Raw genomic sequence first — 15,378 nt, forward strand, 5'->3', positions numbered from 1 at the left:
TTCGCCGCGGTACCCTCGCGGCATGGCCGCCGTCATCGACCTCAACGCCGACCTCGGCGAGACCGTCGACGGGGTGGCGACGGCCGACGATGCCGCGATGTTCGCGCTGATCTCGAGCGCGTCGGTCGCCTGCGGCGGGCATGCCGGCGACGCCGCCGCGATGCGCGCAGCGGTCGCCCTCGCCGAGCGGTCCGGGGTGGCGGTCGGCGCGCACCCCTCGTACCTCGACCGACCGGGCTTCGGGCGGCGCGCCCTCGCGGTGGAGCCGGAGACCCTGCGCGCCCAGGTGGACGAGCAGCTCACGGCGCTCGCCGCCGCGGGCGCCGACATCCGCTACGTCAAGCCCCACGGCGCGCTGTACCACGCGGTGATCGCCGACACGCAGGCGGCGCGGGCCGTGGCGGCCGCGGTCGTCGCCCTGTCCGACCGGGTAGGGCGTCCGGTGCCGGTGCTCGGGATGGACGGCGCCATCGCCCGGATCTGCGCGCAGGCGGGGCTTCCGTTCGTCCGCGAGGCGTTCCTCGACCGCGGCTACCGTGCGGACGGCTCCCTCGTGCCCCGCGACGAGCCGGGTGCCCTGCTGCACGACCCCGCCGAGGTCGCCGATCGCGCGGTGCGGCTCGCGCGCACCGGAGAGGTCGCCGCCGCCGACGGCAGCGTGATCGCCGCGGGCGCGACGTCGCTGTGCCTGCACGGCGACACTCCCGCCGCCGTCGCGATGGCCCGCGCCGTGCGCGCCGCGCTCGAGTCCGCCGGGATCGGGGTCGCCGCGCCGTGGTGACGCGCATCCTGCCGATGGGCGAGCGCGCGCTGCTCGCCGAGGTCGACGGACTCCCCGACGTCCTCGCGCTGCACACGCGCCTCGACGACAGCCGCCCCGACGGCGTCGTCGACCTCGTGCCCGCCGCGCGCACGGTGCTCGTGCACATCGACCCACGCCGCCTGCCGCTGTCGGCCGCCAGGGCCTGGGTGCAGCGGATGGCGGACGGGGATGCTGCCGCCCCCCGCCACGCGGAGCCCGAGCCGGTCGCGCTCGACATCACCTACGACGGCCCCGACCTCGCGGAGACGGCCGAGCTGCTCGGAGTGTCGCCCGAAGCGCTCGTCAGGGCGCACCGCGAGGCGGAGTGGACGGTCGCCTTCACGGGGTTCGCGCCCGGATTCGGCTACCTCGTGAGCGAGGAATGGGCGTTCGACGTGCCCCGGCTCGACAGCCCGCGGACGCGGGTCCCCGCCGGCGCCGTCGGGCTCGCCGGCGCGTTCACCGGGGCGTATCCGCGCGCGACGCCCGGCGGCTGGCGGCTGATCGGCACGACCTCCGCGCCGCTGTTCGATCCGGCGGCCGACGCCCCCGCCCTGCTGCGGCCGGGCGCACGGGTGCGGTTCGTCGAGCGGACGGCCGCCCCGGCGCCCGCCGCGGGCTCACCGGCAGTCGCCGCGACCCCTGGCCCCGCACCCGCGGGCGCGTTCACCGTGGTCGAGCCCGGGCTGCTCGCCACGGTCCAGGATCTCGGGCGACCGGGTGCGGCCTCGCTCGGCGTGGCGCCCTCCGGGGCCCTCGACCGCAGTGCGCTGCGCGCGGCGAACCGCCTGGTCGGCAACCCCGAGGGGGCCGCCGCGGTCGAGGTCACCCTGGGCGGATTCCGCGCCCGCGCCGCCCGCGACCTGTGGATCGCGGTCGCCGGCGCGTGGGGCCCGATCCGCCTGGGCGGTCGCCCGATCGACCCGTACACGGCCCACCGCTGGCCCGCCGGATCCGAGCTGCACCTGGACTGGTTCGCGCACGGCGCCCGCGCCTACCTCGCCGTCCGCGGCGGGCTCGACGCGGGCGCGGTGCTCGGCTCGCGCGCCACCGATCTGCTCGCCGGCCGGGGACCCGCCCCGCTCAGGGCGGGCGACGAGCAGACCCTGCGCGCCGACGCGGTCGCCGCCATCCCCGCCCCCGAGGTCGAGCCGTGGGGGGCGCCGCACGACGACGAGCTGGAGCTGGACCTGCTGCCCGGTCCCCGCGCGGACTGGTTCGCGGGCGATGCGACCCGGATGCTGTTCGAGCACACCTGGCAGGTTTCGGCCCAGGCTGATCGAGTCGGCGTCCGGCTGGACGGCCCGGAGCTGCCGCGTGCCCGCACCGGCGAGCTCCCCAGCGAGGGCATGGTGCCCGGCGCGCTGCAGGTGCCGCCGAGCGGGCGCCCGACGATCCTGCTCGCCGATGGACCGGTCACCGGCGGCTACCCGGTGATCGCCGTGGCCACCGCATCCGCCCTCGACCTGATCGCGCAGGCCAGGCCGGGGACCCGCATCCGCTTCCGGCACGCCCGGGCAGCCTCCTGACCCCGTTCCGGTGTCAGTCGTGGTCGCCCGCGGCTCGCGCAGCGGCACGAACTGCCCCACGAACCGTACCGGCGGGCCGCCACCTCACCAGTGCGCGAGCGCGTCGGCGATCCCGGCGAGCTGGTCCTCCGGCAGGGCGACGGCGATCGCCTCCGCCACGGTCATGTCCTCTCCCGCGCGCTCGCCGGCGGCGAGCGCCTCCGGGTCGCTCTCCCGCAGCGTCTCGAGGTGCGGGGTGTGCACGGTGAAGGCCTCGACGTCGAAGAAGCCGATCCGGTGCCGGATGGTGGTGGCCGCCGTCGACAGGGCGCCGGCGCGCCACGACTCCGCACGCGCCGCGGCCACGGCGGACAGCCCCTCGAGTCCGTAGGCGATGCCCTCGTCGTGATGCAGCCGCACAGACAGCACCAGGGTGCGTGAGAAGCCGTCGGCCGCCGCATCCGTCTCTCCGCGCATGAGCTGCAGCCGCGCCCGCTGGTTGCCCGCCATCGACTGGGTGAACAGGTCGTCGCCGCCCTCGGCGACCGCCGTGGCGTGGTCGAAGTGGGCGAGCGCCTGGTCGGTGTCGCCGCGCAGCCAGGCCAGGCGCCCGCGCGAGACCTCGGTGATCGCCTCGCCCCACCCGTTGCCGAGGTCGTGCAGCTTCCCGACCGCCTCGGTCAGCTCGTCGACCGCGAGCCCGACGTCGCCGTCGGGGTACTGCACCCTGGCCGTCGCCCGCGCCGCCAGCGCCATCGCCGACGCGTCGTCGTCGCCGCTCTCGCGGAACAGCCGCACGCACTCGCCGAGTCCCGCGATCACCTGCTGCGACGGATGCTGCCACAGCTCGCCCCAGAGGGTGAAGAACCAGGCGACCGCCCTGGTGTGCTGCGAGATGGGGCCCTCCTTCTCGAGGAGCTCCAGCATCCACACACGCACCTCGGCGAAGAAGCCGGCGATCCACCAGTAGATGAGCATGCTCCACGCGAAGTCGCCGGCGTCGTCGAGCCGATCGGTGAAGACGAGGTGACGGGCGGCGGCGCGCAGGTTCGGCAGCTCGAGCCCGAGCTCGGCGACCGCCTCGGCCTGCCCGTGACCGCGCAGGGCGGGAGCCAGCCGGGTGACCAGCGCGAGGTAGTGGTCGGCGTGCGCGGCGCGCATGACGTCGGCGTCACCGCCCTCCTTCAGCCGGCCGACGGCGTACTCGCGGACGATCGCGAGGAGCGAGAGCACCGGGCGCCCGCCGATGTCCTCCTGCTTGACCAGGGAGCCGTCGACCAGCGCCGCGATCCCGTCGATGGCGTCGCCGTCCCAGGCCCGGCCCGCGCCGAGGGCCTCGACCGCCTCGATCGTGAACCGGCGCGCGAACACGCCCAGATCCTCCAGCAGGGCGCGATGCTCGGCGCTGAGCAGGCTGAGGCTCCACTCGATGGTCGCGCGCATGGTGCGGTGCCGCTCCGGCAGGTCGCGGACGGCCGCCGTCAGCAGCGGCAGGGTGCGCTGCAGGCGCTCCGCGATCCCCCGGGTGCCGAGCAGCCGCACCTTGGCCGCGGCCAGCTCGATCGCCAGCGGCAGTCCCTCGAGCCGCCGGCAGATGTCGACGATGTCCGCCGCGTTGTCGTCGGTGAGCGCGAAGCCTGGCTTGATCGCCTCCGCGCGGTCGACGAACAGGGCCACCGCCGACGAGCGCGCCGCCCGCTCCCTTCCGGCGAGGCCGTCGCCGGCGGGCGTGGTGAGCGCGGCGACGTCGTAGACCTGCTCGCCCCGGATGCGCAGCACGATGCGGCTGGTCACGAGGAACACGGCGTCGGGGGCGACGGTGTACAGCCGCACGAGCACGGGCGCGGCGTCCACGATCTGCTCGAAGTTGTCGAGCACGAGCAGCACGCGGCGGCCGGCGAGTGCCCGCGAGATGCGCTCCTCGAGGGCGGCTTCGCCGTTGTCGCGGATGCCGAGGCTGTAGGCCACGGTGGGCAGCAGCAGGCTGGACTCGAGGACCCCCTCCAGCGGCACGAAGTAGACGCCGTCGGGGAAGAGGTCCGCGCTCGCGTATGCGACCTCGATGGCCAGCCGGCTCTTGCCGATGCCGCCGGGTCCGATCAGGCTCAGCACGCGGTGCTCGCCCGCCGCGAGCAGCTGGCGCACGCGCGCGATGTCGTGCTCACGGCCGATCGTGGTCGTGTACGGGACGGGCACCCGCGCGGCCAGGGTGGAGCCCGACGCCTCATCCGGCTCGGCGCTGCGCCGCGAGTCGTCGAAGCGCTCGGCGAGGAGAGTCGCCAGGTCGTCCGCGATGCGGCCCTCGAGGTCCTCCGCCGAGTCGAACGGGAGGTAGGCGGCGACGTCGTCCGACTGGATGCGCCCGATCAGCTGGGCGAGCCTCTCCTCGCGGGCGTCGCTGCGCTTGATGTAGATGAGCTTGGGCATCGACGCCGGGGCGAGGTCGTACTCGTCCTCGAGCCCCGAGATCTGCTCGTCGGGGGCGACCCAGCCGTAGCTGTTCCAGTAGATGCCGACGAAGACGTCGCTCTGCGCCAGGTACGAGCGGTAGAGGGCGCGGGGAGGATGCGGACGCGCGCCCAGTTCGAACATCACCGGTGCGAGATGCATCCGCTCGACCGCCCGCCGGACGGCGGCGCGCTCGTCGGCGAGCTCCCTCAGGGTCGAGCTGACGAAGACCCGGAGCCGCTGATCCGGCGTGCGGATGACCTGATGCGTGTCCGGCGTCACCATGTGGCCAACGCCGTTCGCGCGGCTTCATCGACGGTGGGCAGGGTGAGGGCGATGGCGTCGGGGACGCTCATCTGCGCGCCGTCCAGCTCGCCCGCGGCGACCCCATCCGGGTCGGCCTCGCGCAGCGCCGCGAGCAGCGGGAGGTGCACGTCGAAGCCGGAGACGTCGAAGATGCCGGTCGTCTGCCTGATCGTGGCCGCCACGGTCAGCAGGGCGCCGGCCCGCCAGGGGTCCTGCCGCGCCGAGGCGACGCCGCAGATGCCTTCGAGGCTGTACGCGATCCCCTCGATGTAGTGCAGCCGGGTGGAGAGCCCCAGCGTCAGCAGGAACTCCTCCTCGGCCCCGTCCACGTCGCCGAGCAGGATCAGCACCCTGGCCCGGTTGTTGCCCGCCACGATCCGCGTGAACATGTTCTGGCCCGCCTCCGCGATCGCGGCCGCCTCCGCGAAGCGCTCCAGCGCGTCGGGGATGGCGCCCTTCACCACCGACAGGAGGCCGAGACCCACCACCGTCATGCATTCCGTCCAGTCATCGCCGAGATCCTTCAGCACCGCCGCGGCCTCGCTCAGCTCCGCCTCCGCCTTCGCGGCGTCCAGGTCGGGGAACTGCATCCGGGTCGAGCCGCGCGCGGCCAGTGCCATGGCCGCCGCATGCGCATCGCCGCTCTCGGTGAACAGGCGCGCGCACTCGCCGAGGCCCGCGACGACCTGCTCGGACGGCCGCTGCCACATCTCGCCCCACAGGGTGAGGAACCAGGCCGCGGCCCTGGTGTGCTGCGAGATGGGCTGCTGCTTCTCGAGGAGCTCCAGCATCCACAGCCGCACCTCGGAGAAGAAGCCGGAGATCCACCAGTAGGCCAGCAGGCTCCACGCGAAGTCGCCGGCGTCGTCGAGCCGGTCCGTGTACACGAGATGCCGGGCGGCCGCCCGGAGATTCGAGAGCTCGAGGCCCAGCTGCGACACCGCGTCGACCTGCCCGAGTCCGCGGAGCGCCGGGGCGACCCGCTGCACGAGCTCGACGTAGTAGTCCGCGTGCGCGCCGCGCATGACGTCGGCCTCGCCGCGCTCCTTCAGCCGCTCGACCGCGTACTCGCGCATGATCGCGAGGAGCGAGAAGGTGGGGCGGCCCGCGACCTCGACCTGCCGCACGAGCGATGCGTCGATGAGGTCGGAGAGCCCGTCGAGGCCCTGCCCCTCCCAGGAGCGGCCGCGACCGACGGCGTCGACCGCGTCGAGCGTGAACCGGGTCGCGAACACGCCGAGGTCCTCGAGCTGCTCGCGACGCTGCGGCTCGAGCAGGCCCACGCTCCACTCGATGGTGGCCCGCATGGTCCGATGCCGGTCGGGCAGATCGCGTGCGGATGCCGTGAGCATCGGCAGGATGCGCTCGAGGCGCTCGGCGATGCCGGCCGGGGTGAGCAGGCGCATCTTCGCTGCGGCGAGCTCGATCGCGAGGGGGAGTCCGTCGAGCCGCCGGCAGATGTCTGCGATGACCGTGGCGTTCTCCGCCGTGAGGGCGAACTCCGGCTTGGCCGCCTGCGCGCGATCGACGAACAGGCGCACCGCGGCGGAGCGCCGCACGAGGTCGACGCTCGCCGGTCCGCGGTCGTCGGGAGCGGGGAGGGTCTCGACCTCGTAGACCCGCTCCCCGCGGATGCGCAGCACGACGCGACTGGTCACCAGGAAGCTCGCGAGCGGCGCGACGGTGAACAGCCGGACGAGGACGGGAGCCGCATCCACGATCTGCTCGAAGTTGTCGAGGACGATGAGCACGCGCCGTCCGGCCAGGGCGACGGAGATGCGGTCCTCGAGCCCCGCCTCGCCGTTGTCGCGGATGCCCAGCGTGTAGGCGATCGTCGGGAGCAGGAGACCCGGCTCGAGGACGCCCTCGAGGAGGACGAAGTACGTGCCGTCGGGGAAGAGATCCTCGGATGCGTGCGCCACCTCGATCGCGAGCCGGCTCTTGCCGATCCCGCCGGGGCCGATCAGGCTGACCACCCGGTCCGTCCCCTCGGCGAGCAGCTGCCGCACCCTGGCCAGGTCGTCCTCCCGGCCGATCGTCGTCGTGTACGGGGCGGGCACTCTGGCGATGAGCGCTGCGGCCGCGTCCGGCCCGACGGAGGGCACCTCGCCGGCACGGGATTCGTCGAACCGCTCGGCGAGGAGGCTGGCGAGGTCGTCGGCGACGCGGCTCTCGAGCTCCTCGGCGTCGTCGAAGGGGAGGTAGGCGGCGGTGTCGTCGGACTGGATGCGGCCGATGAGCGCGGTGAGGCGCTCCTCCCGGTTGCGGGACCGCTTGATGTAGATGAGCTTCGGCATGGACGCGGGCGCGAGGTCGTACTCGTCCTCGAGGCCCGAGATCTCCTCGTCCGGTGCGACCCACCCGTAGGACTCCCAGTAGATGCCGACGAACACGTCGCTCTGGTCGAGGTACGAGCGGTAGAGCGCGCGCGGCGGGTGGGGTCGCGCGCCGAGTTCGAACATGACGGGGGCGAGGTGCATCCGCTCGATGGCGCGCCGGACGGCGCTGCGCTCGTCGGCGAGCTCGCGCAGGGTCGAACTGACGAAGACCCTGAGCCGCTGATCAGGTGTGCGGATCACGGGTCGAGAATCCCCACCCATGTGCGTGGTTATACCGCAGCATCAGAAAAGCGTCAAGGATCCGCTGGACAAGGCGCGTCGCGACGCGTATAGTTGGTGGTTGCGCTCTTGGATTCCCCCTGCCCTCATATGGTGGTCGGCTGTGTCTGCGTGCCCCCGTGCGAACGGGTGTGGCCTGCAGGTTTCGGGGACGAGAGCACTCCACCCCTGACGACAAGGAAACGAGCCCTTCTGGGCCCACGGAGGTAATCCCCTTGGCTGCTGCGCGCAACGCATCCACCACCACCCCCAAGAACGGACGCGGAGCTTCCCGCCTCTCGTTCGCCAAGATCTCCGACACGCTGACGGTCCCTGACCTTCTGGCGCTGCAGACGGAGTCGTTCGACTGGCTCGTCGGCAACGAGGCCTGGAAGGCCCGCATCGCCGACGCCAAGGCCGCCGGCCGCAACGACGTCCCGGAGATCAGCGGCCTCGAGGAGATCTTCGAGGAGATCTCGCCGATCGAGGACCTGAGCGAGACGATGCAGCTCTCGTTCACGAACCCGTACCTCGAGCCGGAGAAGTACTCGATCGAGGAGTGCAAGGAGCGCGGCAAGACCTACGCCGCGCCGCTGTACGTCGAGGCCGAGTTCATGAACCACCAGACCGGTGAGATCAAGACCCAGACGGTCTTCATGGGCGACTTCCCGCTCCAGACCGACAAGGGCACGTTCATCATCAACGGCACCGAGCGTGTCGTCGTCTCGCAGCTCGTCCGCTCGCCCGGCGTCTACTTCGACAAGACGCCCGACAAGACGAGCGACAAGGACATCGTCTCCGCTCGCGTCATCCCGAGCCGTGGTGCATGGCTCGAGTTCGAGATCGACAAGCGCGACCAGGTGGGCGTGCGCATCGACCGCAAGCGCAAGCAGTCGGTCACGGTCTTCCTGAAGGCCCTCGGCCTGTCGAGCGAGGACATCCTCGCCGAGTTCGCCGGCTTCGACTCGATCGAGGAGACGCTGGCCAAGGACACGATCCTCACCAAGGAGGACGCGCTCCGCGACATCTACCGCAAGCTCCGTCCGGGCGAGCAGGTCGCCGCTGAGGCTGCCCGCGCGCTGCTGGACAACTTCTACTTCAACGCCAAGCGCTACGACCTGGCGAAGGTCGGTCGCTACAAGATCAACCAGAAGCTCGGCCTCGACGCCCCGCTGTCGGCCTCGGTGCTCACCGTCGAGGACGTCGTCGCGACGATCAAGTACCTGGTGCGCCTGCACCGCGGCGACGTCTCGTTCGACGGCCTCCGCGCGGGCAAGCCCGCCGAGATCCGTCTCGACGTCGACGACATCGACAACTTCGGCAACCGTCGCATCCGCGCGGTCGGCGAGCTCATCCAGAACCAGGTCCGCACCGGTCTGTCGCGCATGGAGCGCGTCGTCCGCGAGCGCATGACCACGCAGGACATCGAGGCGATCACGCCGCAGACCCTGATCAACGTGCGTCCCGTCGTCGCCGCGATCAAGGAGTTCTTCGGAACGTCGCAGCTGTCGCAGTTCATGGACCAGAACAACCCGCTCGCGGGTCTGACCCACAAGCGCCGCCTGTCGGCGCTCGGCCCCGGCGGTCTGTCGCGTGAGCGCGCAGGCGTCGAGGTCCGTGACGTCCACCCCTCGCACTACGGCCGCATGTGCCCGATCGAGACGCCGGAAGGCCCGAACATCGGTCTGATCGGCTCGCTCGCGTCGTTCGCGCGCATCAACGCGTTCGGCTTCATCGAGACGCCGTACCGCAAGGTCGTCAAGGGCAAGGTCACCGACCAGATCGACTACCTCACGGCATCCGAGGAGAGCGACTACATCGTCGCCCAGGCCGGCGCCGAGCTGAAGGCCGACGGCCACTTCGCGCAGGAGCGCGTGCTGGCCCGCCGCGGTCAGGGTGGCGAGGTCGACCTCTTCCACGCTGACGAGATCGGCTACATGGACGTCTCGCCGCGCCAGATGGTGTCGGTCGCGACCTCGCTCATCCCGTTCCTCGAGCACGACGACGCGAACCGCGCCCTCATGGGTGCGAACATGCAGCGTCAGGCTGTCCCGCTGCTGCGCAGCGAGTCGCCCGTCGTCGGCACCGGCATGGAGGGCTACGCAGCCGTCGACGCCGGTGACGTCGTCACCGCCGACAAGGCCGGTGTGGTCGCCGAGGTCTCCGCAGACGTGGTCACCGTGCAGCTCGACGAGGGCGGCACGCAGGAGTACTACCTGCGCAAGTTCGACCGCTCCAACCAGGGCACGAGCTACAACCAGCGCGTCGTCGTCTCCGCCGGCGAGCGTGTCGAGGTCGGCGAGGTCATCGCAGACGGCCCCGCCACCGAGAACGGCGAGCTGGCCCTCGGCAAGAACCTCCTGGTCGCCTTCATGACCTGGGAGGGTCACAACTTCGAGGACGCCATCATCCTGAGCCAGGACCTGGTGAAGGACGACACCCTCTCGTCGATCCACATCGAGGAGTACGAGGTCGACGCCCGCGACACGAAGCTCGGCAAGGAGGAGATCACCCGTGACCTCCCCAACGTCGCGCCCGACCTGCTGAAGGACCTCGACGAGCGCGGCATCATCCGCATCGGCGCCGAGGTGCGTCCCGGCGACATCCTGGTCGGCAAGGTCACGCCGAAGGGCGAGACCGAGCTGTCGGCCGAGGAGCGTCTGCTCCGCGCGATCTTCAACGAGAAGAGCCGCGAAGTCCGCGACACCTCGCTCAAGGTTCCTCACGGCGAGCAGGGCACGATCATCGCGGTCAAGGAGTTCAACGCCGAGGACGGCGACGACGAGCTCGGCTCCGGCGTCAACCGCCGCGTCGTGGTCTACATCGCCCAGAAGCGCAAGATCACCGAGGGCGACAAGCTCGCCGGCCGCCACGGCAACAAGGGTGTCATCGCCAAGATCCTCCCGATCGAGGACATGCCCTTCCTCGCCGACGGCACGCCGGTCCAGGTCATCCTGAACCCGCTCGGCATCCCCGGTCGAATGAACTTCGGCCAGGTGCTCGAGCTGCACCTCGGCTGGATCGCCCAGCAGGGCTGGAAGGTCGAAGGGACGCCGGAGTGGGCCGCGAGCCTGCCCGACGCCGCCCGCGAGGCCGCCCCGGGCACGAAGGTCGCGACCCCCGTGTTCGACGGCGCGTTCGAGAGTGAGATCGCGGGTCTGCTCGACTCGACGCTCCCGACCCGCGACGGTGAGCGCCTCATCGACAGCACCGGCAAGACGCTGCTGTTCGACGGTCGCTCCGGCGAGCCGTTCCCCGCCCCGATCTCGGTCGGCTACATGTACATCCTGAAGCTGCACCACCTCGTGGACGACAAGATCCACGCACGCTCGACGGGTCCGTACTCGATGATCACCCAGCAGCCGCTCGGTGGTAAGGCGCAGTTCGGCGGTCAGCGCTTCGGTGAGATGGAGGTGTGGGCCCTCGAGGCCTATGGCGCCGCGTACGCGCTCCAGGAGCTCCTCACGATCAAGTCCGACGACATCCTCGGCCGCGTCAAGGTGTACGAGGCGATCGTCAAGGGCGAGAACATCCAGGAGCCGGGCATCCCCGAGTCGTTCAAGGTGCTCATGAAGGAGATGCAGTCGCTCTGCCTGAACGTCGAGGTCCTCTCGGCAGACGGCACGCCGGTCAACCTCCGCGACACCGATGATGACGCCTTCCGCGCTGCGGAAGAGCTGGGCATCAACATCTCCAGCCGCTTCGAGTCCTCGTCGATCGACGAGATCTAAGCCGCCAGGCAACGAACAGAATTCCGACACAGGAGAACTAGTGCTCGAATCAACTACTTTCGATCAGCTTCGCATCGGCCTGGCCACTGCCGACGACATCCGTCGTTGGTCGTACGGTGAGGTCAAGAAGCCCGAGACGATCAACTACCGCACGCTCAAGCCCGAGAAGGACGGCCTCTTCGGCGAGCAGATCTTCGGACCCTCCCGCGACTGGGAGTGCGCCTGCGGCAAGTACAAGCGCGTCCGCTTCAAGGGCATCGTCTGCGAGCGCTGCGGCGTGGAGGTCACCAAGTCCTCCGTCCGTCGTGAGCGCATGGGCCACATCGAGCTCGCCGCGCCGGTCACCCACATCTGGTACTTCAAGGGCGTGCCCTCGCGCCTCGGGTACCTGCTGGACATGGCGCCGAAGGACCTCGAGAAGGTCATCTACTTCGCCGCCTACATGGTCATCTCGGTCGACGACGATGCGCGTCACCGCGACCTGGCCACGCAGGAGAACAACATCCGCCTCGAGCTGAAGACGCTCGCGGACCGTCGTGACTCCAAGATCGCCGCCCGCCTGCAGAAGCTGGAGGACGAGCTCGCCGCTCTGGAGGAAGAGGGCGCCAAGGCCGACCAGAAGAAGAAGGTCAAGGACGCCGCCGAGAAGGAGATGGCCTCGATCCGCAAGAACGCGGACGACCAGGTCACCCGTCTCGAGCGCGTGTGGGAGGAGTTCCGCACGCTCGAGGTCGGCTCGCTGAAGGGCGAGGACGAGATCTTCCACGAGCTGCAGGACCGCTTCGGTCAGTACTTCGAGGCCCACATGGGCGCCGAGTCGATCAAGCGTCGCCTGGAGGCGTTCGACCTGGCCGCCGAGGCCGAGAGCCTGCACCTGCAGATCTCGGAGGGCAAGGGCCAGCGCAAGATCCGCGCGATCAAGCGCCTCAAGGTCGTCAACTCGTTCCTGCAGACCGGCATGAGCCCGGCCTCGATGGTGCTCGACGTCGTCCCGGTGATCCCGCCGGAGCTGCGTCCGATGGTCCAGCTGGACGGTGGCCGCTTCGCGACCTCCGACCTGAACGACCTGTACCGCCGCGTGATCAACCGCAACAACCGCCTCCGTCGCCTGATCGACCTCGGTGCCCCCGAGATCATCGTCAACAACGAGAAGCGCATGCTGCAGGAGGCCGTCGACGCGCTGTTCGACAACGGCCGCCGCGGTCGTCCCGTCACGGGCACGGGCAACCGTGCGCTCAAGTCGCTCTCCGACATGCTCAAGGGCAAGCAGGGCCGGTTCCGCCAGAACCTGCTCGGCAAGCGCGTGGACTACTCGGGCCGTTCGGTCATCATCGTCGGACCCCAGCTCAAGCTGCACCAGTGCGGTCTGCCCAAGCAGATGGCGCTCGAGCTGTTCAAGCCGTTCGTGATCAAGCGCCTGATCGACCTCGGTCACTCGCAGAACATCAAGGCCGCCAAGCGCGCCGTCGAGCGCACGCGTCCCGAGGTCTGGGACGTGCTCGAGGAGATCATCCGCGAGCGCCCCGTGCTGCTCAACCGTGCGCCCACGCTGCACCGCCTCGGCATCCAGGCCTTCGAGCCTCAGCTCGTCGAGGGCAAGGCCATCCAGCTGCACCCGCTCGTCTGCGCCGCCTTCAACGCGGACTTCGACGGCGACCAGATGGCCGTGCACCTGCCGCTGTCGGTCGAGGCTCAGGCCGAGGCCCGCATCCTGATGCTCGCGTCGAACAACATCCTGAAGCCGTCCGACGGCCGCCCGGTCACCCTGCCCTCGCAGGACATGATCATCGGCCTGCACCACCTGACCACGGTCAAGGTGGGCGCTGCCGGTGAGGGTCGCGTGTTCGGCTCGGTGGGCGAGGCGATCCTGGCCAAGGACGAGGGCACCCTCGACCTGCAGGCCAAGGTCCGCATCCGCGTGCCCGGCCTCACGTTCCTCGAGGGCGAAGCGCCCGAGGGCTACGAGCGCCACGGCCTCGTGGACTCGTCGCTGGGCCAGGCGATCTTCAACGACACGCTCCCCAAGGGCTACCCGTTCGTGCGCGAGCAGGCAGACAAGGGCAAGCTGTCGCAGATCGTCAACAAGCTCGCCGAGGAGTACCCCAAGGTCGAGGTCGCCGCGTCGCTGGACCGCATCAAGGACGCCGGCTTCTACTGGGCCACGCGCTCGGGTGTGACCGTCGCGCTGTCCGACATCCTCACGCCCCCCAACAAGGGCGAGATCGTGGCGGGCTACGAGAAGCAGGCCGCGAAGGTCCAGGCCCAGTTCGAGAAGGGCCTCACGACCGACGCCGAGCGTCGCCAGGAGCTCATCAAGATCTGGACCGAGGCGACCGACGCCGTCCAGAAGGCGATGCGCGACAACTTCCCCGAGGACAACACCATCAACCGGATGGTGTCGTCGGGTGCTCGTGGTAACTGGCTGCAGATCCGCAACATCGCCGGTATGCGCGGCCTGGTGAACAACCCCAAGGGTGAGATCATCCCCCGTCCGATCATCTCCTCGTACCGCGAGGGTCTGTCGGTGGCGGAGTACTTCATCGCGACGCACGGTGCCCGCAAGGGTCTGGCCGACACCGCTCTCCGCACCGCGGACTCGGGTTACCTGACCCGTCGTCTCGTGGACGTCTCGCAGGATGTCATCATCCGCGAGGAGGACTGCGGCACGACCAAGGGCCTCGACTTCACGATCTCGGCGCCCGGCGCCGACGGCGTGCTGGTCAAGGACGCCAACGTCGAGAACTCGGTGTTCGCCCGTACCCTCGCGGCCGACGTCGTCGACGCCAAGGGCGAGGTTCTCGCCTCCGCCGGCGACGACGTGGGCGACGTGCTCATCAACAAGCTCGTCGAGGACGGCATCGAGTCGATCAAGGTGCGCTCCGTGCTCACCTGCGACTCGGCGGTTGGCGTCTGCGCGCAGTGCTACGGCCGTTCGCTCGCGACCGGCAAGATCGTCGACATCGGCGAGGCCGTCGGCATCATCGCGGCCCAGTCGATCGGTGAGCCCGGCACGCAGCTGACGATGCGCACCTTCCACACCGGTGGTTCGGCTTCGGCGGACGACATCACGCAGGGTCTTCCCCGCGTGCAGGAGCTCTTCGAGGCCCGCACCCCCAAGGGTGCGTCGCCGATCGCCGAGTCGGACGGTCGCATCACGATCGACGAGACCGACAAGGCGAAGAAGGTCATCCTCACGCCCGACAACGGCGACGAGCCGCACGTCTACCCCGTGCTCAAGCGCGCGACGCTGCTGGTCGAGGACGGCCAGCACGTCACGGTCGGCCAGCCGATCCTGGTGGGCACGCTCGACCCCAAGGAGGTCATGCGTGTCATGGGTGCCCGCGAGGTGCAGAAGTACCTCGTGAACGGCGTCCAGGGCGTGTACCGCTCGCAGGGTGTGCCGATCCACGACAAGCACATCGAGGTCATCGTGCGCCAGATGCTGCGGAAGGTCACCGTGGTCGATCACGGTGAGACGACGCTGCTCCCGGGCGAGCTGGTGGACTTCAAGCGCTACCAGTACATGAACCGCGAGGCCGTTGCAGAGGGCAAGCGCCCCGCGTCGGGTCGCCCGGAGCTCATGGGTATCACGAAGGCGTCGCTCGCGACGGAGTCGTGGCTGTCGGCCGCATCGTTCCAGGAGACGACCCGCGTTCTCACGCAGGCCGCCATGGAGGGCAAGAGCGACCCGCTCGTCGGCCTCAAGGAGAACGTCATCATCGGAAAGCTCATCCCCGCCGGAACGGGACTTGCGAAGTACCGCAACGTCGCCGTCGAGGCGACGGAGGAGGCCAAGAGCGAGCGGTACCCCAACCGCATCTTCGCCTCGGACGGCGCGTACAGCGACGCCGACCTGAGCTACGTCGATTTCGACAGCTTCTCGACGGACGACTTCAGCACCTACAACTGAGTCGAGGCGGATGCTGACGCATCCGCTCGCATGAAGGGCCCCGGTTCACGCCGGGGCCCTTCGTCGTGCAACTCAC

At 70.3% G+C, this 15,378-nt stretch carries 6 protein-coding genes; 4 read left to right on the top strand and 2 right to left on the bottom strand.

Features of this window, described 5'->3' with window-relative positions:
* Window positions 1-22: 22 nt before the first annotated feature.
* Together Microterr_RS01735 and Microterr_RS01740 are read left to right on the top strand one after the other, a co-directional pair.
* Complete coding sequence (locus Microterr_RS01735) at window positions 23-781, top strand: 5-oxoprolinase subunit PxpA (protein ID WP_263796496.1); 759 nt, start codon at window positions 23-25, stop codon at window positions 779-781.
* Window positions 775-2,331, top strand: a complete 1,557-nt coding sequence (locus Microterr_RS01740) for a 5-oxoprolinase subunit B/C family protein (protein WP_263796495.1) — start codon at window positions 775-777, stop codon at window positions 2,329-2,331. The genes Microterr_RS01735 and Microterr_RS01740 overlap by 7 nt, the downstream gene beginning before the upstream one ends.
* Window positions 2,332-2,415: 84 nt before the next feature.
* Here the strand turns inward: Microterr_RS01740 and Microterr_RS01745 are convergent, their stop codons facing one another.
* The gene (locus Microterr_RS01745; protein WP_263796494.1) at window positions 2,416-5,043 is read right to left on the bottom strand and encodes a DUF4062 domain-containing protein; all 2,628 of its coding nucleotides are present in this window, start codon (window positions 5,041-5,043) and stop codon (window positions 2,416-2,418) included.
* Entirely contained in the window at window positions 5,037-7,643 is a 2,607-nt protein-coding gene (locus Microterr_RS01750; RefSeq protein ID WP_263796493.1) for a DUF4062 domain-containing protein, read from the bottom strand. Before Microterr_RS01750 ends, Microterr_RS01745 begins: the two co-directional genes overlap by 7 nt.
* A 254-nt stretch (window positions 7,644-7,897) precedes the next feature.
* On the opposite strand from Microterr_RS01750, the gene rpoB reads away from it, so the two are divergent.
* Together rpoB and rpoC are read left to right on the top strand one after the other, a co-directional pair.
* On the top strand, window positions 7,898-11,392 hold the full coding sequence (gene rpoB / locus Microterr_RS01755) for a DNA-directed RNA polymerase subunit beta (protein WP_263796492.1): 3,495 nt from the start codon (window positions 7,898-7,900) through the stop codon (window positions 11,390-11,392).
* Between the two features lie 40 nt (window positions 11,393-11,432).
* A complete protein-coding gene (gene rpoC / locus Microterr_RS01760; RefSeq protein WP_263796491.1) occupies window positions 11,433-15,302 on the top strand; it encodes a DNA-directed RNA polymerase subunit beta' in 3,870 nt (1,289 codons plus the stop codon).
* Window positions 15,303-15,378: the final 76 nt, after the last annotated feature.

Origin of the sequence: Microbacterium terricola (genome assembly GCF_027943945.1) — a bacterium.
Taxonomy (GTDB): domain Bacteria; phylum Actinomycetota; class Actinomycetes; order Actinomycetales; family Microbacteriaceae; genus Microbacterium; species Microbacterium terricola.